Source organism: Chryseobacterium piscicola (genome assembly GCF_900156685.1).
Classification (GTDB): domain Bacteria; phylum Bacteroidota; class Bacteroidia; order Flavobacteriales; family Weeksellaceae; genus Chryseobacterium; species Chryseobacterium piscicola.
The window spans coordinates 260211-280328 of the sequence record NZ_FTOJ01000004.1; the positions used below are offsets into that span (position 1 = coordinate 260211).

The 20118-nt window shown below is 34.4% G+C and carries 16 protein-coding genes; 5 read left to right on the plus strand and 11 right to left on the minus strand.

Annotated elements, in window-relative coordinates:
• Window positions 1-171: 171 nt before the first annotated feature.
• The 4 genes from BW939_RS08640 to BW939_RS08655 form a co-directional block, all read right to left on the minus strand.
• On the minus strand, window positions 172-651 hold the full coding sequence (locus BW939_RS08640) for a hypothetical protein (protein ID WP_076451626.1): 480 nt from the start codon (window positions 649-651) through the stop codon (window positions 172-174).
• A 67-nt stretch (window positions 652-718) separates the two neighbouring features.
• Window positions 719-1849 carry a 4-hydroxyphenylpyruvate dioxygenase gene (gene hppD / locus BW939_RS08645; RefSeq protein ID WP_076451627.1) on the minus strand — a complete coding sequence of 377 codons (1131 nt, stop codon included), beginning with the start codon at window positions 1847-1849 and terminating at the stop codon, window positions 719-721.
• Window positions 1850-2143: 294 nt separating this feature from the next.
• Window positions 2144-3418 (minus strand): acetyl-CoA hydrolase/transferase family protein, encoded by a 1275-nt coding sequence (locus tag BW939_RS08650; RefSeq protein ID WP_076451628.1) that lies wholly within the window; start codon window positions 3416-3418, stop codon window positions 2144-2146.
• A gap of 178 nt (window positions 3419-3596) precedes the next feature.
• Window positions 3597-4784, minus strand: a complete 1188-nt coding sequence (locus BW939_RS08655; protein WP_076451629.1) for a homogentisate 1,2-dioxygenase — start codon at window positions 4782-4784, stop codon at window positions 3597-3599.
• Window positions 4785-4907: 123 nt separating this feature from the next.
• Here BW939_RS08655 and BW939_RS08660 point away from each other — a divergent pair, with 123 nt between their 5' ends.
• Complete coding sequence (locus tag BW939_RS08660) at window positions 4908-6980, plus strand: TonB-dependent receptor plug domain-containing protein (protein ID WP_076451630.1); 2073 nt, start codon at window positions 4908-4910, stop codon at window positions 6978-6980.
• 215 nt (window positions 6981-7195) lie between these two features.
• Entirely contained in the window at window positions 7196-7660 is a 465-nt protein-coding gene (locus BW939_RS08665; protein ID WP_076451631.1) for a thiol:disulfide interchange protein, read from the plus strand.
• Between the two features lie 224 nt (window positions 7661-7884).
• Here the strand turns inward: BW939_RS08665 and BW939_RS08670 are convergent, their stop codons facing one another.
• Window positions 7885-8790 carry a DMT family transporter gene (locus BW939_RS08670; protein ID WP_076451632.1) on the minus strand — a complete coding sequence of 302 codons (906 nt, stop codon included), beginning with the start codon at window positions 8788-8790 and terminating at the stop codon, window positions 7885-7887.
• Window positions 8791-8937: 147 nt separating this feature from the next.
• Between BW939_RS08670 and purE the strand changes: the two genes are divergently transcribed.
• The gene (gene purE / locus BW939_RS08675) at window positions 8938-9441 is read left to right on the plus strand and encodes a 5-(carboxyamino)imidazole ribonucleotide mutase (RefSeq protein WP_076451633.1); all 504 of its coding nucleotides are present in this window, start codon (window positions 8938-8940) and stop codon (window positions 9439-9441) included.
• Between the two features lie 42 nt (window positions 9442-9483).
• Here purE and BW939_RS08680 read toward each other — a convergent pair whose 3' ends face one another.
• The 4 genes from BW939_RS08680 to ahcY form a co-directional block, all read right to left on the minus strand.
• A complete protein-coding gene (locus BW939_RS08680; protein WP_076451634.1) occupies window positions 9484-11154 on the minus strand; it encodes a BspA family leucine-rich repeat surface protein in 1671 nt (556 codons plus the stop codon).
• An 11-nt stretch (window positions 11155-11165) separates the two neighbouring features.
• Window positions 11166-12842: a BspA family leucine-rich repeat surface protein gene (locus BW939_RS08685; RefSeq protein ID WP_159439261.1), complete on the minus strand. Its 1677-nt coding sequence runs from the start codon at window positions 12840-12842 to the stop codon at window positions 11166-11168.
• A gap of 69 nt (window positions 12843-12911) precedes the next feature.
• Window positions 12912-13304, minus strand: coding sequence for an inner membrane protein YiaA (gene yiaA / locus BW939_RS08690; RefSeq protein ID WP_076451636.1), 393 nt, complete (start codon window positions 13302-13304; stop codon window positions 12912-12914).
• Between the two features lie 190 nt (window positions 13305-13494).
• Entirely contained in the window at window positions 13495-14811 is a 1317-nt protein-coding gene (gene ahcY / locus BW939_RS08695; protein ID WP_076451637.1) for an adenosylhomocysteinase, read from the minus strand.
• Between the two features lie 163 nt (window positions 14812-14974).
• Between ahcY and BW939_RS08700 the strand changes: the two genes are divergently transcribed.
• Complete coding sequence (locus tag BW939_RS08700; RefSeq protein ID WP_076451638.1) at window positions 14975-15505, plus strand: HugZ family pyridoxamine 5'-phosphate oxidase; 531 nt, start codon at window positions 14975-14977, stop codon at window positions 15503-15505.
• Window positions 15506-15815: 310 nt separating this feature from the next.
• Window positions 15816-16430, plus strand: a complete 615-nt coding sequence (locus BW939_RS08705; RefSeq protein ID WP_076451639.1) for a 4'-phosphopantetheinyl transferase family protein — start codon at window positions 15816-15818, stop codon at window positions 16428-16430.
• On the opposite strand, the gene BW939_RS08710 is transcribed toward BW939_RS08705, so the two are convergent.
• Window positions 16411-18672, minus strand: a complete 2262-nt coding sequence (locus tag BW939_RS08710; RefSeq protein ID WP_076451640.1) for an FUSC family protein — start codon at window positions 18670-18672, stop codon at window positions 16411-16413. The genes BW939_RS08705 and BW939_RS08710 overlap by 20 nt on opposite strands.
• Window positions 18673-18936: 264 nt before the next feature.
• A complete protein-coding gene (gene porV / locus BW939_RS08715) occupies window positions 18937-20100 on the minus strand; it encodes a type IX secretion system outer membrane channel protein PorV (protein WP_076451641.1) in 1164 nt (387 codons plus the stop codon).
• Between the last annotated feature and the right edge of the window lie 18 nt (window positions 20101-20118).

Genomic DNA, 20118 nt, shown 5'->3' on the forward strand with positions numbered 1-20118 from the left:
TTATTTTTTATTGCACGAATTCTATCGTATTTCACCAATTTAAATGTAATTGTTCTTGAAAATTTCTGTGCAGATTGTTAAATGTATTTTATACGTTTTTAAACTAATATATTCATTAAATATTAGATAAAATAGTTCTAAAAACCATAAGCCAATTGGCGGGTGGCTTTTTTATTTTTTAGACGAAGTTTTAGTCTTTGAAAATGAAGCTTCATCAATCCAGCGGTCTTTATTGTTGACATCAATAAGATATAAGATGTCATCAAGCCTTGTCATTAGAAGTGTTTTGGTTACAGGAATAGGAACTTTCTTGTTTTCTAATAAATCAGCTCTTAGAGAGATAATATTTTTTCTGCTTCTCACAATATCTCCGGAAAACACATTAGAATAGCTTTCTCCCGTTGCTTTGTCGTCAAAAACTTCTACATAAGTTGCTTTATTGCCTTTCATGATGATAAAATCTCTTTCGGTGTGATCTTTAGAATCTTTAATGAGAATAAATTTTTTGTCATCAATATTAACGTTGCTTAAGTTTTGGTTAATGCCCTTTCTCTCTTCCAGTTTGGTGAGAAGTGCATTGATGTTTCCGTATTGTGCGTTGGCAAAAATAGTAGCTCCTACAAGAAATAATCCGCTGAAAATTTTGATCATAATTCTGTGTTTATAAAAAGTTTTGTCAGGATTTTTTGTCCTGACAAAAACTATATTTTAGTTAAAATTAAAGATTACCTCTTTTTTCTTGCTCTCTTTCTAAAGCTTCAAATAACGCTTTGAAATTACCGGCTCCAAAACTCTGTGCACCGTGTCTTTCTATAATTTCGAAGAATAGAGTAGGACGGTCTTCTACGGGTTTTGTAAAGATTTGAAGTAAATAACCTTCTTCGTCATGGTCAATTAAGATTCCTAAACTTTGAAGTTTTTTAAGATCTTCATCGATGTGTCCCACTCTTTCAGGAACCAATTCGTAATAAGCTTCTGGTGGAGCAGAAAGAAATTCAACCCCTCTTTTTTTCAATTCAGTAACTGTGTGAATAATGTCTTTAGTAGCAACAGCAATGTGTTGAACGCCTTCACCTTCGTAGAAATCTAGGTATTCTTCAACCTGAGATTTCTTTTTACCTTCTGCTGGTTCGTTGATTGGGAATTTAGCAAATCCGTTTCCGTTAGACATAACTTTAGACATCAAAGCAGAATATTCTGTGTTGATTTGCTTGTCGTCAAAAGAAAGAATGTTTACAAAACCCATTACTTTTTCGTACCATTCAACGGTAGGGATCATTCTGTCCCAATCTACGTTTCCTACACAGTGGTCTACATACAATAAACCTGCTTCTTCTGGATTGTAATCACTTTCCCATTTCTGGTAGCCAGGCATGAAAGGACCTGTATAGTTTTTTCTTTCGATGAACATGTGAACGGTTTCTCCGTAAGTATAAATTCCGGACATTCTTACTTCACCAAACTCATCTGTTAAAGTTGTAGGCTCTAAATAGGGTTTTCCTCCTCTTTTTGTAGTTTCTTCAAATGCAGAATAGGCATCATCTACCCAAAGTGCCAAAATTTTCACACCATCGCCGTGTTTTTTTACATGCTCGCTAACAGGAGAGTCAGACTTCAGACCAGTTGTAAGAATCAATCTTATCTTTCCTTGCTGAAGAACGTATGATGAGCGATCTCTCACACCTGTTTCAGGACCTGCATACGCAACAGACTGAAAACCGAACGCCGTCTTGTAATAATGAGCTGCCTGCTTGGCATTACCCACATAAAACTCGATATAATCTGTACCATTGATTGGCAAAAAGTTCTCTGCCTGAGCAATTTTTTCGGCAAATGTAAGTGTTGACATATTTTCTATTTTTTACTTTTATTTAGGATGCAAATTACAAAATTCTGAGAAACTGTTAAAATGGAAAAAAAAGGTTGTTAGTTAAAGTTTTAATAAAAATTGAAATCAGAGAATTTGGAACTTTAAAGAGTAAAGGAAATCAAGAGATAAAATAAACACACAAGATACATTTGGTTTCTACTGATTTTTAAAAATCGCCAGAACGCCTCACGCAAAATCAAATATTTTTTGCATTTTCATATAAAAAGTATGAAATTACTAATGTGTCATTGCTAAGAAAAATTTTACCTGAATTTAATGTTTAAATCTTTCATAAGCCGCTCTCTCCAGCATTTCTCTATCATCAGGATGTGCAATGCTGATAAGTTCCTGAGCTCTTTGTCTGAGATTTTTACCATATAAATTTACTCTTCCATATTCTGTTACCACCCAATGGATATGGCCTCTGGTGGTCACTACTCCTGCGCCCTGTTTCAGAAAAGGTACAATTCTGGAAACACCTCTTTTTGTTCTTGAAGTGATGGCGATAATGGGTTTTCCGTCTTCACTTAGCGCCGCTCCTCGCATAAAATCCATTTGTCCACCGATTCCGCTGTACTGCATGGTTCCGATGGAATCTGCACAGACCTGTCCGGTGAGATCAATTTCAATGGCTGAATTTATGGCAACCATTTTTTTGTTTCTCATAATGTTGATCGGGAAATTAACTGTACTTACATCGTCAAAAGAAAAAACAGTGTTGTCATCTACATAATCGTACAGCTTTCTCGTCCCGAAACAGAAACTCGTAATGGTTTTATTGTCATTGTAACCTTTGTATTTATTGTTGATGACGTCGTTTTGAATTAAATCAATCACACCGTCGCTCAGCATTTCGGTGTGAACACCCAAATCTTTGTGATTTCCCAGACATTTTAAAACCGCATCAGGAATAGTTCCGATACCCATTTGCAAAGTAGATTTATCATCAATTAATTCCGCTACATTTTTTCCTACCAGCATTTCGTCTGGACCTACTTTTGCTCCGTAATCTACGGTCGGAAGTTCTTCTTCATGCCAAACTAATTTATGAATTTTGCTGATGTGGATCATTCCGTCACCGTGTGTTCTCGGCATCAAAGGATTGACGATGGCAACAATAGTCTGAGCGGTATCGACTGCGGCTCTCGCAACATCTACAGAAGTTCCTAATGTACAAAACCCGTGTTTATCAGGCGGAGAAACCGTAATAAATGCTACATCAATCGGTAAAATGTTTTTCCTGAAAAGAATGGGTATTTCACTTAAAAAAACGGGAACGAAATCTCCACGGTCAGAATTCACGGCATCTCGCACAGGTGTAGAAACAAATAATGAGTTAACGAAAAACTTATTTTTGTATTCTGGTTTTGCAACTTCTACATTTCCTTGTTGTGTAATAGAAACAATTTCTACATTATCAACACGGTGAGACTGTCTTGCCAATTCGTCAATTAAATGATTCGGAGTACACGCACTTCCATGAAAAAATACACGGTTTCCGCTTTTTACTGTGTATACAGCTTCTTCTGCACTTATATAATTGTACATTTTTCTAAAATTTTAAAGGATAAATTTTACTATTTCTTTCTTACTTTAAAGATAGCTTATCTAATTTTTACAGGCTATTAATAAGAGAAAATATTTATCATGTTTTGATGAAATTTCGCTAAAAAGAAAGGACTGAATGTTTATACTCAGTCCTTTTATAATTTTAAACAATAGAAAATCACTCTTGTGAACGATCTTCCAGACTATGATCTTCGCTTTCCAGCCAAGAAGTTTTGTAAGAAGGATCTTCCACTTTCATTGCCTCCTCAGTAATTTTTAATGGTCTAAAAGGATCAACCATAACGGCATATTCTTCAGTGAATTTTTTGCCAATACTTCTTTCCATTGCTCCTGGATGAGGTCCGTGAACGATTCCGCCTGGATGAAGAGTAAAATCCATTAAATCGATATGGTTTCTGCTCATGAAATCGCCTTCCGTGTAGAATAAAACTTCATCAGAATCAATATTCGAATGATTGTAAGGTGCAGGAATTGCCATTGGATGGTAATCATACATTCTTGCGCAGAACGAGCAAACCACAAAATTGTGCGCCTCAAAAGTTTGGTGAACTGGAGGCGGTTGATGAATTCTTCCCGTAATCGGCTCGAAGTTTTTGATATTAAATTTATACGGATAAAAATAGCCGTCCCAACCCACAACATCAAATGGATGCGTTGCGTAGATGAAATCGGTAATCTGATTTTCTTTTTTTACTTTAATTAAGAATTCTCCTTTTTCGTCTTTTGGTTCAACAAAAGTAGGTGCAATAATATCTCTTTCGCAGAACGGAGAATGTTCCAGTAATTGTCCAAATTCGTTTCTGTAACGTTTCGGAGTGTAAATTGGTGAGTGACTTTCGACTACGAAAAATACCGTGTCATCAGAATTTAATTCAACCTGATAAATTGTACCTCTAGGAATAATCAGATAATCACCAAAAGAAAATTCAAGATTTCCTACAAAAGTTTTCAAAATTCCGCTTCCGTTGTGAACGTATAAAAGTTCATCACATTCAGCATTTTTGTAGAAATAGTCCATAGATTTTCTTGGTTTTGCCAATCCCATTTTCAGGTCATTGTTTACCAAAAGAAACTTTCTGCTGTCCATAAAATCGTCTTCAGGAGTAACGTTCATTCCTTTAAACATTCTTGGAGTAACATTTTTGTCTACGGCAATTTTCGGGGTTACATCTTTCGGCTCTCCAATCGATTTGATTTGTGTAGGGCGATGAACGTGATACAGCAAAGAAGAAATCCCATGAAAACCTTCTGTTCCGAAAAGTTGCTCATAGTAGAATCTATCTTCAGGCGATTTGAAAATTGTATGCCTTTTTTGAGGGATATTTCCCGATTGATGGTATCTCATTTTACTTTCTTATGTTGAATCTCAAATTTAATATTTTTTAATGAATTGAAATTAAAAACAATTTTTTATTTGAGTTTTGTTGTTCTAAAAATAAATATTAGTTTTGTCTAACAATTTTATTTCATGAAACGAATATTTCTTTCTGCTGTTTTATTATCTTCGTTTTGTTTCGCTCAGCAAACGGACAGTTTAGATTTAAATAAAATCCAAAAAAACGATTCTGTTAAAATTTCTGAAAGAAAAGTAATCAAAACAAAAGATATTGACGATGTTGTGATAACCGGAACGATAAAGCCTGTAAGCAAATCTAAAAGTCCGGTGAATGTGGAAATTTACAGTCAGAAATTCTTCCAGAAAAATCCTACACCAAGCGTTTTTGAATCGATTGCGATGGTGAATGGCGTACAGCCACAGTTGAACTGCTCGGTTTGTAATACGGGAGATATTCATATTAATGGTTTGGAAGGCCCATACACCATGATTTTGATTGACGGGATGCCGATAGTCAGTTCACTTTCCACTGTTTATGGTTTAAGTGGAATCCCAAACAGCATTATTGAAAGAATTGAGGTGGTGAAAGGCCCAGCTTCTTCACTGTATGGTTCTGAGGCGATGGGTGGAGTGATTAATATAATTACAAAAAATGCCCAAACTGCTCCGAAATTAAGTATGAATTTGATGACAACAACTTGGGCCGAAAACAATGTTGATTTTTCAACAAAATTTAATCTTGGCAAAAATGCGGCTTCTTTATTGAGTTTAAATTATTTCAGTTTTAATGAAAAAATAGACCAGAATAAAGATAATTTCACGGATGCGGCGCTTCAAAATAGAATTTCTGTTTTTAATAAATGGAATTTTAAAAGAAAAGAAAACCGAATGGCGAGTTTTGCCTTGCGGTATTTATATGAAGACCGTTTTGGTGGAGAAATGCAGTGGAATAAATCATTTCGTGGAAGCAACGAAGTGTATGGTGAAAGCATTTATACGAATAGGGTAGAGGCTTTTGGGATGTATCAGTTACCACTGAAGGAGCAAATCTTTACTCAGTTTTCCTATAATTACCACGATCAGAATTCATTTTACGGAAACACACCTTATCAAGCATTACAGAAAGTCGCTTTTGCGCAAACCTATTGGGATAAAAAGCTGGGAAGCCATGATATTATTTTGGGCTTAACTTTCAAAAAGACATTTTACGATGACAATACTCCGGGAACATTGGGTTCGGATGAAGCCACCAACCAGCCGATGAAGTCACCTATTTTTGGAGCATTTATTCAAGATCAATGGGAAATTAATGAAAAAAATACGGTATTGCTGGGTTACCGTTTTGATTACGATAAAATTCATCACTCTGTGCATTCGCCGCGTTTTGCATGGAAATACTCTCCGAATCCTTATCATATTTTTAGGTTTAATTTTGGAACGGGTTTTAGGGTGGTGAATTTATTTACCGAAGATCATGCAGCGTTGACGGGTTCGCGGGAAGTGGTGATTCAATCTAATTTAAAGCCTGAAAAATCCATCAACGGAAATTTAAATTATGTCTTGAAAATCCCAATGGGTGAACGTTTGCTTAATGTTGATACTTCTATATTTTACACCTATTTCAGCAATAAAATTGTTGGTGATTTTGATACTGATCCTCAGAAAATTACTTATGATAATTTGAATGGTTACGGTATTTCAAGAGGTGCCTCGATGAATGTTGATTTCAGTTTCAGTTTTCCGTTAAGTATAAATTTGGGTGTTACTTATTTAGATGTTTATCAGAAATTTGATGATAAAACAGAAAAATCCCGTCAGCTTCATGCTCCGAAATGGAGTGGTACCTATAGTTTAACCTATAAAATTAAGAATAATCTTGCCATAGATTTTACCGGACAGTTTTACGGGCCGATGCGATTGCCGGTTTTACCTAACGATTACCGACCAGAATATTCACCATTGTATTCTTTGGCGAATATTCAGGTTTCAAAAAGTTTTAAGTCCGGGTTTGAAGTATATTTTGGTGTGAAAAATTTGTTCAATTTTACTCCGAAAGATCCGTTAATGCGACCTTTTGATCCGTTTGATACTAATGTAAATGACCCAATCAGTAATCCTAATCATTATACATTTGATACAACCTATGGCTATGCTCCGATGCAGAGAATAAGAGGTTTTTTAGGAGTAAAATATATTTTAAAGTAAGATTGATTTGTCTGTGTTCAGTGCAAAGTTTTTAAAATATTAAAACTTCTATTTTAAGGATCAAAGATGAATCAACAAGTTGATTTGATTAAGCTATATTTTCAAGCTTAGCAAAGCAGATTTAGGTGCCTTTACCTTTTTAAATAATATGTTATTCTAAATAAATTTTTGCATCAAATAAATTCTAAAGTAATGAAAATTCAATATTTTTTAAAATGAAAAACTTAAAGATATTTTTATTTTTAATGTTGGTGCCGTGTTTTTGTGTTTCTCAGATAAAAACAGGCACTTTTTCGGATTGGGAAATTCAGCAACAAGACAAAGCAAAACCTACGATTATTCATATCTATACCGATTGGTGTACTATCTGCAAAATTGAATCTTATAAAATTAATAAGGATAAAGAATTGGTTAAAATAATTAATGAAAATTTTAATTTTATCAACTTTGAAGCTGAGAAAACGAAAGAAAAAATTAATTTTCAAGGCAAAGAATTTAACTATGTTCCAAATGGAAATTCGGGCATTCATGAGCTAGCATTGGCTTTGTCTAAAAATAAAAGTCAGCCCGTTTATCCGTTGTGGATTATTTTAGACGCTAATTATAAGTTGGTTTATTATCATGAGGGAGAGTTTAAACCTGAAAAAATAAAAGAGAAGTTATTAGAATTATTCCCGTGAAATCTCCCAAATTATTTTTTTTGTGATTTTAAGTATCTCATTTACTAAAAAGACGAACTTTTAATTTTATACAAGATTGATATTCTTATTTTTTGTGGTAAATATTTTTTTTTAGAAAATGCACCAGTTATTCTAAAATAAGGGCAAAAGTTGTGACAATAAAAATTCTGATATTTTTCTGTTCAATTTAAATTTTTAATCTTGATTTTATTCAGTATAGAAAACTATTGAACTCGTCTCCTTTTAAACATTTCAGGTTTATAGTTGATTATAAAAACACCACCAATAATGAGTACTGCAGCAATTAAAAATTTTGCAGAAATACTTTCATTTAAAAGAAACCAACTCAGAAAAATAGAGATAATGGTATTGAAATAGGCCAAAATAGAAACCTGAACCGGAGAGATTTTTGTCAAAGCATAATGAAATGCGAAAAATGCGGCTACAGACCCAAATACAGACAAATATATCATTGCAGAAATACTTTTTATACTCCAGTTTCCGAAATTGTAATTTTCTGAAAACAAAAATGCAAAAACAAGCTGAACAATTCCTGCAAAAAGGAATTGATAAAATAGATTAAGCGTAATATTGGCACTTTGAATATTAATTTTTTTTGTAAATATCGTTCCGGAAGCCCAGCCTAAAATAGCTATAAACAAAAAGATAACTCCCATTAAGTAATCTGGATTTGCCAAGTCATTCAAACCATCCCAAAAGATGAATAAAATACCCGAAAAACATAATATAATCCCCAGCAAAGCACGGAAGCTAAATTTTTGTAAACCAATTGCTACACTTCCCAGAAAAACTACAATCGGCGAGCAAGCGCTCATTAAAGAAGCCAAACTGCTCGTTACAGTTTCTTCTGCAACAGTAGTCATTCCGTTGGCAATAATGAGCATTAATGTTGAAAAAAGGATTTGATATCCCAGGTTTTTCCAGCCAATCCATTTAAATTCTTTCCGGTAAAGAAGAATCAAAATCATGATAATTGCCGCTAAAAACTGTCGGATTCCTGCCACAAACCACGCCGGAATAGTTTCCACAGCTACGCGTATTGCTAAAAATGTTGTTCCCCAAACAATGGCGACGGTGAAAATTGCTAAAGTAAGTTTGAAATCTTTCAAGATATCCTATTGTAGTGGCAAAGATAATCTTTTGTTTAAGAACGAAGCATTAGTTTTTATCGTCCATTTTAGCATTAATTTTAAATTTTAAATTAAATTTTGAATAGCGAATGTTTATCTTTGAACAATCTAATAAATAGAAGAAAAATGGTAGGAATTATTATGGGAAGTCAAAGTGATTTGCCAATTATGGAACAAGCAGCAATTTTTTTAAAATCTCTAGAGATTCCTTACGAATTGACGGTGGTTTCTGCTCACCGAACGCCAGAAAGAATGTTTGATTACGCAAAATCGGCTAAAGATAGAGGCCTGAAAGTAATAATTGCCGGCGCCGGAGGTGCAGCACATCTCCCTGGGATGGTGGCAAGTTGTACCACATTACCAGTGATTGGAGTTCCTATTTTATCAAGTAATTCTATTGATGGATGGGACTCTGTTTTGTCTATTCTTCAAATGCCGGGAGGTATTCCTGTAGCAACAGTTGCATTGAATGGTTCTTTAAATGCAGGGATTTTGGCGGCAAAAATTATTGGAAGTAGTAACAAAGCAGTTGCAGAAAATCTACAAAAGTATCAAGATACATTGAAAGATAAAGTTTTGGGTACTGTAGATGATATCAAATCTAAACATCCCAATCATTTCGATATTTAGTAAATTTAAAATAGAAAAATAAGCCTCATTTTTTTTGAGGCTTTACTTTTTTATGAATTTAAAACTTTCAATAGCATTTTTTGTTTTTAATTGTAGAATATAATTTCCTTTCTTTAACGTTCTGATATCGATTTCGTAGTTTTTAAAAATATTTTGCATAAGTATTCTTCCTGAATAATCAAATATTTTAAAAGATTCGAGGGCTTTGAAGTTTTTTAGGTAAATAAAGTCTGTAGCCGGATTGGGATAAATTTGAGGTGGTGATAGAATTGAAGCTTCGTCTATTGAAAGAGCAGAAACACAAGTAGGATTGTAGGAATCTCCAGATATAGACCATCCTTTGTTTGATATGAGGAAGTTTCTAGCTGCCACTGCTGCGGGATGACTGTAGATCATAGGAGATGCATTGCTGATGCTGATATTATTTGGAGTAAGAGGATTCAGCCTCCATCCATAGAGTGTACTGTCGTAATTCTGGCAGTTGAGTCCAGAATTATTAAATATACTGCTTGCGTACAAAAGAGAAGAAAGATTCCAGCTTCCAAGGTTCTGATTGAAGCTCGTAGCATCATTAAACATGTTAACCATGGTCGTCACATGAGAGGTATTCCAATTTCCAATATTTTGGTTAAAAGCAGTTGCATTTTGAAACATACTACTCATAATGGTAACATTGCTTGTATTCCAGCTGGAGATATTTTGATTAAATGCAGGAGTGTATTGAAACATTCCGCTCATGTTTACAGCACTGGAAGTATTCCATTCTGAAATATTTGAATTAAAAGCAAGAGCTCTGTTAAACATATTCTGAAAAAGAACAACATTAGAGACATTCCAGTTATTTAATGGTTGATTGAATGCCCATGCATTAGAAAACATAAATTCGCAATCTGTATTGCTGGATACATTCCAGTTATCAAGGGGCTGATTAAAGCTTTGAGCATTATTAAACATAGCGGTCATATCTATCACGTTGGAAGTATCCCAATTGGAAAGTGGCTGATTAAAAGCCTTTGCCAAATGGAAAGTGTTTTCCATGTATATAACATTAGAAGTGTTCCAATTATTCAAAGGTTGATTAAAAATGGAGCAAGAAGAGAATGTAGAAACCAAAGAGCTGACGGAAGAAATATTCCAATTATTGATTGAGTTATTCCCTATAAGACTAGTGCATCCTAGAAATGTACCGTTTAAATTATTTACAGAAGACAAATCAGGAATATCTGTCGCTGTTATATTAAGATTGTTGCAGCCTGCGAAGGCATTTTCCATTGCAGACCAATGTATGTTTCCCCACTGAGAAATGTCTATCATTTTCGCTGTATCACCCATGGTGCTGTTGGATGTTCCCAATGTAGCATCTCTGAACATAATTTGATGGAAATTACCATTGCCATTGCTTACTTTTACAGTATAAGTTGCTGCATTGGCATTTGGGTTCTGTGCCGTTCCGAAATCAAGTAAAACCTGTGTGGAAGAAGTTACGTTGGTTAATGTAACATTATGAGTAGGGTATCCGTTTTCTTCCCAATAGATAGTAAAATTATTTCCTCGAAAAGGAGCCCATATCTGGGTGGTGGATGATGCATAAGGTGGGTTGTGGGTAAAAGTATTTTGTGTATTACTGGGTTTCCAAATCGTTATAAACTCATTTTGTGCTTTCGGGAAAAAGCATGAAAGAAAGACGAATATAATAAAAAATGACTTTTTCATATTATTTGGTGTTAGTTTTTTAAAATTTTAAAGGTTTTCACCATGTCTTTTGTTTCCACCAGAAGAAAGTAATTTCCTTTGGTCAATGTTCTGATGTTGATTTTATTTTTATCTGAACTATTCTGTAAAATCAATCTACCGCTATTGTCAAAAAATTTGTAGTTGGCTCTACCTTTTAAATTTTTAATGTAAACATAGTCTGAAGCAGGATTGGGATAGATTAATAGTTGGTTTTCTGCGGTTATTTCTTTCGTAGAAAGTATAGATTCACATTTGTCATCGTAGGAATCTCCTGCTATTGTCCACCCTTTTGTTGTAATAAGAAAGTTTCTGGCATTTACAGCTGCCGGATGCGTGTAGATCAGTGGCGAAGCACTATTGAGGTTGATGTTATTGGGTGTTTGAGGATGTATGCTCCAACCATACAGGGTACTGTCATAATTTTGGCAACTGAGTCCTGAATTATTAAATACTCCGCCGGCATAAAGGAGGGAAAAAAGATTCCAATTTCCTAGGTTTTGATTAAAAATTGTAGCATTGGTAAACATATTTTGTATGCTGGTTACTTGCGATGTATTCCAATTGCTGATATTTTGATTGAATGAGGTTGCATTTTGAAACATGGCAGACATAGAAGTCGCATTAGAAGTATTCCAGTTTCCAATCGGCTGGTTAAAAACGATAGCACTAGTGAACATATTTTGAAGTTTTGTAACTTTTGAAATATTCCAGCTCCCTATTGGTTGATTGAAAGCTTTTGCAAATAAAAACATTCCGTTCATCTCTGTTACCTGAGAAGTGTTCCAGCTTTCAAGGGGTTGATTAAAAGCCCAAGCATTAGCAAACATGAATTCCATCTCCAAAACATTAGAAACATTCCAGTTTCCTATAGCTTGATTAAAGTTTTTAGCACTGTTAAACATTGCATCCATAGCGCTTACTTGTGAAGTATTCCAGTTTCCTATTGGTTGATTGAAATTTTGAGCCATTAAAAAAAGAGCGGCCATGCTTTGTACATTGCTTGTATTCCAGTTTCCAATAGGTTGATTAAAAAGATAGCATCCGCTAAAAGTTCCTAATAAAGAGGTTACAGAAGAGATATTCCAATTATTAAATGAGGTATTTCCCGAAAGTGTAGAGCAGCCTTGAAACATATACGACATGTCTGAAACTCCCATAAGATTAGGGCTATCAATAGCTAACATATTTAAGTTTGTACATCCACTAAAAGCAGATCCCATAGAAGACCATGCAATAGAACCCCATTGATTGATTTCTAAAATTTTCGAGCTGTCTCCCATAATATCATTCATATTCCCAATCAAAGTATTATCCCGGAATGCTATTCTATAAAAGTTACCACTGCCATTGCTTACCTTCACTTTGTAGGTAGCGTTTCCTGGGATAGGATTGTGCGGTGTTCCGAAATCTAATAGAACTTGGTTACTAGAGCTAACGTTGGCCATCGTCATATTATGTGAAGGGTAGCCTACTTCTTCCCAAAAAATAGTGTAGCCTGTTCCCCGAAACGGAGCCCAAGCTTGCGTGCTTGACGAAATATAGGGAGGACTGTCTGGAATAGGATTCTGGATGTTGCTGGGTTTCCAAGTGGTAATAAACTCGTTTTGAGCTTTTATAATGTTAAAAGAGAATACAAAGCAAATAAAGGAAAGTAGTGTGAATTTCATGTCAATATTTTGTGAAATAAATATAGGCATAATAAAAAAGCCCACCAAATGTGGTGGGCGAAAGTCGTTTTATTCTTGAGTCATATTGTCCCTCGTATTTTTCTGGACGGAGATGGCGCCAAATAATGCCAGCAAAAAGGCAAAGCCATAAAAACCTTTTTCGCTTGGCAGAATAGTCGCATTCCACAGTCCGATTGCCAGTAAGACGATAGATGAAAGTGTGGCGAACCAGCAAATACCGTAATAAATATCCGTTACTTTAATGTTTTCTAATCGGTCGCGGACGGCCTTTTGCAAAGAAACTACAGCAAATAAACCATAGAGTAGTACGGTAAAATAATATCCTTTTTCGTTAAGTTGCATTTCAGCTCTTGCCAAACCAACAATAAATCCTACCATTCCTGCTCCCAATGCGACCCATGATGCAGCTACAAATGCATTTGAAACTCCTTGTTTTTTCATTATTTATGTTTTTAATGTTTAATTGAGCCAAATATATTGTTTTTTAAAATAAATATTTAAAATATATCGCTGTTTTTTGAAAAATGAAGGCAAATCGATTTTTTTTAAACAAAAAAACGCTCCAGAAAAATTCTGGAGCGTTCTATATTGATTAATTGCCAATGAATAGCTCATTACCAATTACAAATAATTAATATCTGTAATATTCTGGCTTGTAAGGTCCTTTTACATCAACGCCAATGTATTCAGCTTGTTCTGTAGAAAGTACTTCTAGCTCTACGCTTAGTTTTTTAAGGTGTAAAGCTGCTACTTTTTCATCCAAATGTTTAGGCAACATATATACTTCATTTCCATAAGCTTCAGAATTATTCCAAAGCTCAATTTGTGCCAAAGTCTGGTTAGAGAAAGAGTTAGACATTACAAAACTTGGGTGTCCGGTAGCGCATCCTAAGTTTACCAATCTACCTTCAGCAAGGATGATAACTTCTTTACCTTCTTCTAAAGTATAGATGTCAACTTGTGGTTTCACTTCAGATTTTGTATGACCGTAGTTTTCGTTCAACCAAGCCATATCAATTTCGTTATCGAAGTGACCGATGTTACAAACGATTGCTTTATCTTTCATTTTAAGGAAATGCTCTCCTCTCACAATACTGAAATTACCAGTAGTAGTAATTACGATATCTGCGTTATCTACAACAGAATCTAATCTTTTTACTTCAAAACCATCCATTGCGGCTTGTAAAGCACAGATTGGGTCGATTTCAGTTACTGTAACGATAGAACCAGCGCCTCTGAAAGAAGCAGCCGTACCTTTACCAACGTCTCCATATCCGCAAACTACCACTCTTTTACCAGCCAACATAATATCGGTTGCTCTTCTTACTGCATCAACAGCAGATTCTTTACAACCATATTTGTTATCAAATTTAGACTTCGTAACCGAATCATTCACGTTGATTGCAGGCATTACCAAAGTTCCGTTTTTCATTCTTTCGTACAGTCTGTGAACACCGGTAGTTGTTTCTTCAGAAAGTCCTTTGATGTCTTTTGTGAATTCTGGGTATTTGTCGAAAACCATGTTCGTTAAATCTCCACCATCATCCAAAATCATGTTTAATGGTTTTCTATCTTCACCAAAGAAAAGAGTTTGCTCAATACACCAATCGAACTCTTCTTCATTTAAGCCTTTCCAAGCGTAAACAGGGATTCCTGCAGCAGCAATAGCAGCAGCAGCATGATCTTGCGTAGAGAAAATATTACAAGAAGACCAAGTAACTTCAGCTCCCAAAGCAACCAAAGTTTCTATTAAAACTGCAGTTTGAATTGTCATGTGAAGACATCCTGCAATTCTTGCCCCTTTCAAAGGTTGAGACGATCCGTATTCTTCACGAATAGCCATCAAACCAGGCATTTCTGCTTCTGCAAGGGTAATTTCTTTTCTTCCCCATTCTGCTAGGGAAATATCCTTAACTTTATAAGGAACGTATTGTGTAGTTGTACTCATATCTTATGAATGATTTAAATTCAAATATTTAAAGCACAAAATTACAACATATAATTTATATAAAAAACAGATAAAAAATTACCCGATATGAGATTTTACAGTGTTAGTTTTATTTGTTTTTATTCTAATTAACGTATTTTTGCAAAATAATAAATCGTAGTAGATGAATCACTCCCAAAATCTGGAAGATTCTAAGAGACAGGCACAACCGCTTGATTCTAAAATAAAAGAATTAGTACAAAAATCTAAAAGTTTTATTTTAGCAACCCTAGATGCTGAGGGAACGCCCAATTCTAGCTATGCACCCTTCGTACAAGTAGAAAATACATTCTATATTTTGGTTTCTTTCTTGGCAAAACATACCCAAAATCTTGCAGAAGGAAAAAAAACTTCAATCATGTTTATTGAAGACGAGTGTGCTACAAAACAAATTTATGCGCGTGAGAGATTAACGATTGATGCGTATACTTCGCAGGTGGAGAGAAATTGTGAGATTTGGAATACTGTAGTTTCTCAACTAAAAGAAACACATGGGAAAGTAGTGGAGGTAATTTCTGAAATGAATGATTTTATCTTAATAGGTATTCATCCTGTGAAAGGCTCTTATGTGAATGGTTTTGGAAGTGCGTATTTTGTAGATGAGAATCTTGAAATTTCGCAGCACAGAAATAATCAAAATCATCAGGCTAAATAGAAATCGGGAAGCGAAATATTCTAAATGTTTGCGCTTATTTTTTGGGTTTTTAAATACTATTCAATTCACTTAAGTTGTACTATTTAAGATTTTAAAAAAAAAAAATCAATCCTATTTTTAAGTTTTTTTTTGTCGCGCAGTAAGCTTCTCTAGAAAGTGGGATACAATATTATTAAGATTTTTTTATTTCATAGAATCCGCGATTTCAATAAAACAGCCGAATTGTTTTAGAGTTAATAGAGAAACTTCAGACATAGAGTGGCTAGCTCCCAATCAAAAAATTCTTATTTTTACCCAATAAATAAAGCCCATGCCTCTTTATCGTGATTTTTCTGACGACGCTGCAACTATTCTTATCTGGAAATATGAGGAAGGTGAAGAGCTGAATGTTGATGAACTTTTAGAACCTGAGAATGCAGAAAAGGTTAAAGATTATCACCCCAAAAAATTATTAGAGGTTTTGATGGTAAGAAAGCTTTTGAAAAGTTTGAAACCCAATTCTAAAATTTTGTATAAAGAACGAGAGCCTTTTCTTTCACCAAAAGATGCAGAGATTTCAATCACACATTCTTTTCCTTATGCTGCAATTGCGATTTCAAAAAATAAAATTGGGATTGATATTGAAAAATTTAATCCTAAAATTTTACGAGTTATTGACAAATTTACCTACAAAAACGAACGAAGTTTTATTCCTTTTGATGCAGAAGTGGTTTTTTACACGATTATTTGGAGCGTTAAGGAAAGTATGTACAAAATTCATCACTCTAAGCATTGGTCTCTAAAAAAACACTATGAAGTGAAACCTTTTGAGCTGAAACATCTTTTTGACATTAGCTGCAGGGTTCATGATGATAAAATTTCAGATGAATATAAAGCAAGTGTAAAGTTTTTTGACGAATACTGCTTTACGATTGTTGAGGAATAATCTCTTCGTTACGATAGTTTTCAATTACTTTCCGTTGTTCTTTAGCAACATCATAAATCAGTTCCAAAACATCGTGAATATTTTTCAGTTCTGTTAAATGAGAGATTTTATTGGGATCTCTTGTATCGTAATGTTCATTTTCCAAAAGTTCGGTTTTTCTTTTAGAAAGCAAATCATCGATGGAAGAATCCTCAGGTTCCAAACGGCTGTTTATTTTCAAAGTTTCAGAAATTTTTTCGCCATTCAGCAAAACGGAAACTTGGTTCATCTCTGCTTCTATTTTTTTCGTCCAGCTTTCAGAATCTATTTCTGTGTAATTTTTTTCCTTTTTAGAATATTGCGAAAGCGAGGCGGTATAAGCTGTAATTAAATGTGAGGTTGCCACAAATTGGTGTACTACTTCCAATTTTTTTCGTTGATGTTTGGGATCGGTAATCATTCTTTGGAAATTATCAGAAAGATTGGCAAGCGAGATTATGGCATTTTTTCTTTTTACTTTATAATTTTCCACATCAAAATCTTCATTCAGAAATTTAGACATTACGCTGTGAAAATAACTCAGGTTAGATTCTGCAGATTTTTTCATTAAAGCTAAATTCTGGGTATGTTCCCAAACTGGAAGAATGAGATAGGAAACGAGAAATGTAATGATTCCTGCGATAATGGTGTCTACAATTCTGTCTTTAAAAATAATGTTGATGTTCCCGGGATTTAGGAAATTGAAACTCAGAAAAACGTATATCGTCATAAACAAAACGGCCCAGAAATACCTTCCTTTTAAAAAGCTGAAACATAAAATCATACTCACCAAAAGAATTGAAAACAAAATTGCATTAATGTCTATATAATGTAAAATAGCGTAAGCAATCACTGCACCAGCAACAGTACCATAAAAACGCAAAAGATTTCTCTGTTTGGTAATGGAGTAGGCGGGTTTTAAAATGGCAACTACTGTAATTAAAATCCAGTAGGTATGACCAATTTCTATAAATGGGAGCCGAGAAACAAAATATCCTAATAATAAAGCTGATGTCACTCTGATGGCATGACGAAAATGGGATGAGGTAAGAGAAATATTACTTTTCAGAACTTTAAAATTTATTTTTTCCTCATTAGGCATAAATTTTTTCAAATCTAAACCTGTGGAAAGACTTTTTGCAAGCTTCACATTTTGTGCAAATACTTTATAAATCTCAGTGATTTCTTTTGTGATCTCGCTAATGCGCATCATAATCTGACGAAGAATCATAAAATTTTCCAAAGTTTCTGGAGTCATTTCTTTGTTTCTCAAATCAAAATAATGAACATTCAGCTCATGAGAAAGAACTTCCAGATTGAAGATGGGCTTTGCTCGCGTGCTGCTTTGAAGCGAAATTCCGATGTTGGTAATTTCTTGTGAAAGAATATTCAGATAGTCGTGTATTTTCACTAAAATACTACTGTCTTCAAAGCTTGCCTGAAGTTTTTTATAATCACTTTCGGAGGTCATTAATTTCTCATGAAGATCCATAGAATTCAGAAACATCAGCATAAGCAAACGGCTGATAGTTGTGGATTCGTTTACAATCATCCTGGTTCTGAAAACAGTATCTCGTGTTTCTTCCTGGAGATTTTTGATTTCTATTTGCTTCGCAATCACTTGTGTTGTAAGGCGATTAAAATCTGGATTTTTCTGATAAAAATTTGCTTTTATTTTTAAAAATTCTGAAAGCTGTAGATAATTTTCGCCAATCATCTGACTCGCCAATTTATATGGCTGAATCGTCGTTACAACCAAGAAAATTAATAAAAACCAAATGCATCCGGCTGCAAAAATCATTAGGCTTTTGAGGATATTTACGCCTGTTAAATGTCCGTCAATAAAAATTGCTAATACTACTAAAGCTAATGAGCCTACTGCTGCCAATCTTTGTCCGTAAACGCCAATGAGTGAGAAAAACATTCCGAATGCAAAGATTTCGAAAATAACTAAAGGAATAATTCCTTTAAACAAACTGGCGATAGTGGCCACGATTACGAAGCAGAAAATGGCAAAAGCAAGAGAATTTCTTCTTCGAATAAATGGGCCTGGCTGATCTGTAAGCGCTACAAAACTGGTTCCCAAAGGAAATAGGAAGTATTCTTTGAGCATCCCAAAATGAGCAAGCACTAGGCACGGAAGCACCGTAGATAATGTAATTCTAATGGCAGAATAAACATATTGGCTGGTTACAAATTTTTTGAGCTCCGAAGAATAATTCATGTTGCAAAAATAAGCGTTATATGTGAATTGGATGGTTTAGTTTATAGGGTAATTGTTAAGTTTTAAATATAATTATATTTTAAACAAGTTTTTTAAAAAAAATATAAGATGAGGAAGATTAAACAAAATAAAATCAACTACCCAATCAAAACGTTTGAAAATTTTTTGCCACTCTTCCAAAGGATAACAATTGTTTGCACTTATTTAAACAAACAAAAAAAGCTCCTGAAAAGGAGCTTTAGTATTTAAATGAAAATAAATTTCTTAATAATCTACGTTAGACGTTTCTGCACCTATGTTCCAGGTAAGCCCGAAACGAAGCGTGTTATCTAATGCAGTATTTATTTTAGACATATTGATAAGGTAAGAAATATCTAAACCAAATGAACGGTATTTCAAACCGATACCTGCAGTTGCAAACTGTCTTGCTCCCTGCTCCTCACTTTCGTGGAAGTAACCTCCTCTTAAAGCAAATGCATTGTCATAAGAATATTCTAAAGCACCGCTATACATGATAGAGTTGGTGTTGTTGAAAGATTTACTGATTCCTTCCATCACACCTACATTTGGTACTGCGTATATTGGCTGTCTTGTATTAGGATCGTTACCGACAAATTCAGATCCTGGAACCAGAATTTTGGAACCTTCTACAGAAAGTCCAACTTTGTTCATATCATCAAGAAACAAATCATATCCTAAACCTAATCTTGCCATAGTTGGAAGGTAAGATCTAGATTCTTCGTTTCCTGTGTAATCTAATTTTGGACCTAAGTTGGTAATGGCAAAACCTCCGTTTACTTTACCTTCATAATTTCCGAAACTTTGAAATCTTGGGGAAGTATAATAACCTGAAACATCAACTGCGAAAGAGTTTGCTGGTTTTAATGTAGTGTCTGTGTTGAATCCTCCGGCTAAGTCTGAACGAATAAATCTACCTGTAACTGCCATTGAATAAGAATCTGAAAGCTTAAGACCGTAAGCCACATCGATAGAGAATTCGTTTGGTTTTGAAGTTCCCAAAGAAGTAACTTCGTTTCCTACCAATTGAGTAAGGTCTACTTCTCCCATATTGAAGTAATAGATACTTGCTGAGATGGTAGATCTTTCTTCTGATCCTAAAAATTTATGAAAGGCACCATACAATAAAAATACATCATTCGTAAGTTTACTCATATATGGTGTATAGTTCAAACCAATTGAAGAACTTGTTCTGCTGAAAGGATATTTAGCTGCATTCCAGAATTGTGAGAATGCATCTGGTGAAGTTACCACACCCTGATCTCCCATACCTCCTGATCTTGCATCTGGTGCTATTCTTAGGAAAGGAGCTCCTGTCAATACAGGTCTTACCTGACTTAAATCTTGAGCGTAGCTTAAAAAGCTGGCACTAAAACCTATTCCTAAAAGCAGTTTAGTAGTTAAATTCATATGTTGTCTTTTATATAT

What these genes read in the sequence shown, in the direction of transcription:
- BW939_RS08640 (WP_076451626.1), bottom strand. Translation starts at nt 651, where the DNA reads ATGATCAAAATTTTCAGCGGATTATTTCTTGTAGGAGCTACTATTTTT.
- hppD (WP_076451627.1), bottom strand. Translation starts at nt 1,849, where the DNA reads ATGTCAACACTTACATTTGCCGAAAAAATTGCTCAGGCAGAGAACTTT.
- BW939_RS08650 (WP_076451628.1), bottom strand. Translation starts at nt 3,418, where the DNA reads ATGTACAATTATATAAGTGCAGAAGAAGCTGTATACACAGTAAAAAGC.
- BW939_RS08655 (WP_076451629.1), bottom strand. Translation starts at nt 4,784, where the DNA reads ATGAGATACCATCAATCGGGAAATATCCCTCAAAAAAGGCATACAATT.
- BW939_RS08660 (WP_076451630.1), top strand. Translation starts at nt 4,908, where the DNA reads ATGAAACGAATATTTCTTTCTGCTGTTTTATTATCTTCGTTTTGTTTC.
- BW939_RS08665 (WP_076451631.1), top strand. Translation starts at nt 7,196, where the DNA reads ATGAAAAACTTAAAGATATTTTTATTTTTAATGTTGGTGCCGTGTTTT.
- purE (WP_076451633.1), top strand. Translation starts at nt 8,938, where the DNA reads ATGGTAGGAATTATTATGGGAAGTCAAAGTGATTTGCCAATTATGGAA.
- BW939_RS08680 (WP_076451634.1), bottom strand. Translation starts at nt 11,154, where the DNA reads ATGAAAAAGTCATTTTTTATTATATTCGTCTTTCTTTCATGCTTTTTC.
- BW939_RS08685 (WP_159439261.1), bottom strand. Translation starts at nt 12,842, where the DNA reads ATGAAATTCACACTACTTTCCTTTATTTGCTTTGTATTCTCTTTTAAC.
- yiaA (WP_076451636.1), bottom strand. Translation starts at nt 13,304, where the DNA reads ATGAAAAAACAAGGAGTTTCAAATGCATTTGTAGCTGCATCATGGGTC.
- ahcY (WP_076451637.1), bottom strand. Translation starts at nt 14,811, where the DNA reads ATGAGTACAACTACACAATACGTTCCTTATAAAGTTAAGGATATTTCC.
- BW939_RS08700 (WP_076451638.1), top strand. Translation starts at nt 14,975, where the DNA reads ATGAATCACTCCCAAAATCTGGAAGATTCTAAGAGACAGGCACAACCG.
- BW939_RS08705 (WP_076451639.1), top strand. Translation starts at nt 15,816, where the DNA reads ATGCCTCTTTATCGTGATTTTTCTGACGACGCTGCAACTATTCTTATC.
- BW939_RS08710 (WP_076451640.1), bottom strand. Translation starts at nt 18,672, where the DNA reads ATGAATTATTCTTCGGAGCTCAAAAAATTTGTAACCAGCCAATATGTT.
- porV (WP_076451641.1), bottom strand. Translation starts at nt 20,100, where the DNA reads ATGAATTTAACTACTAAACTGCTTTTAGGAATAGGTTTTAGTGCCAGC.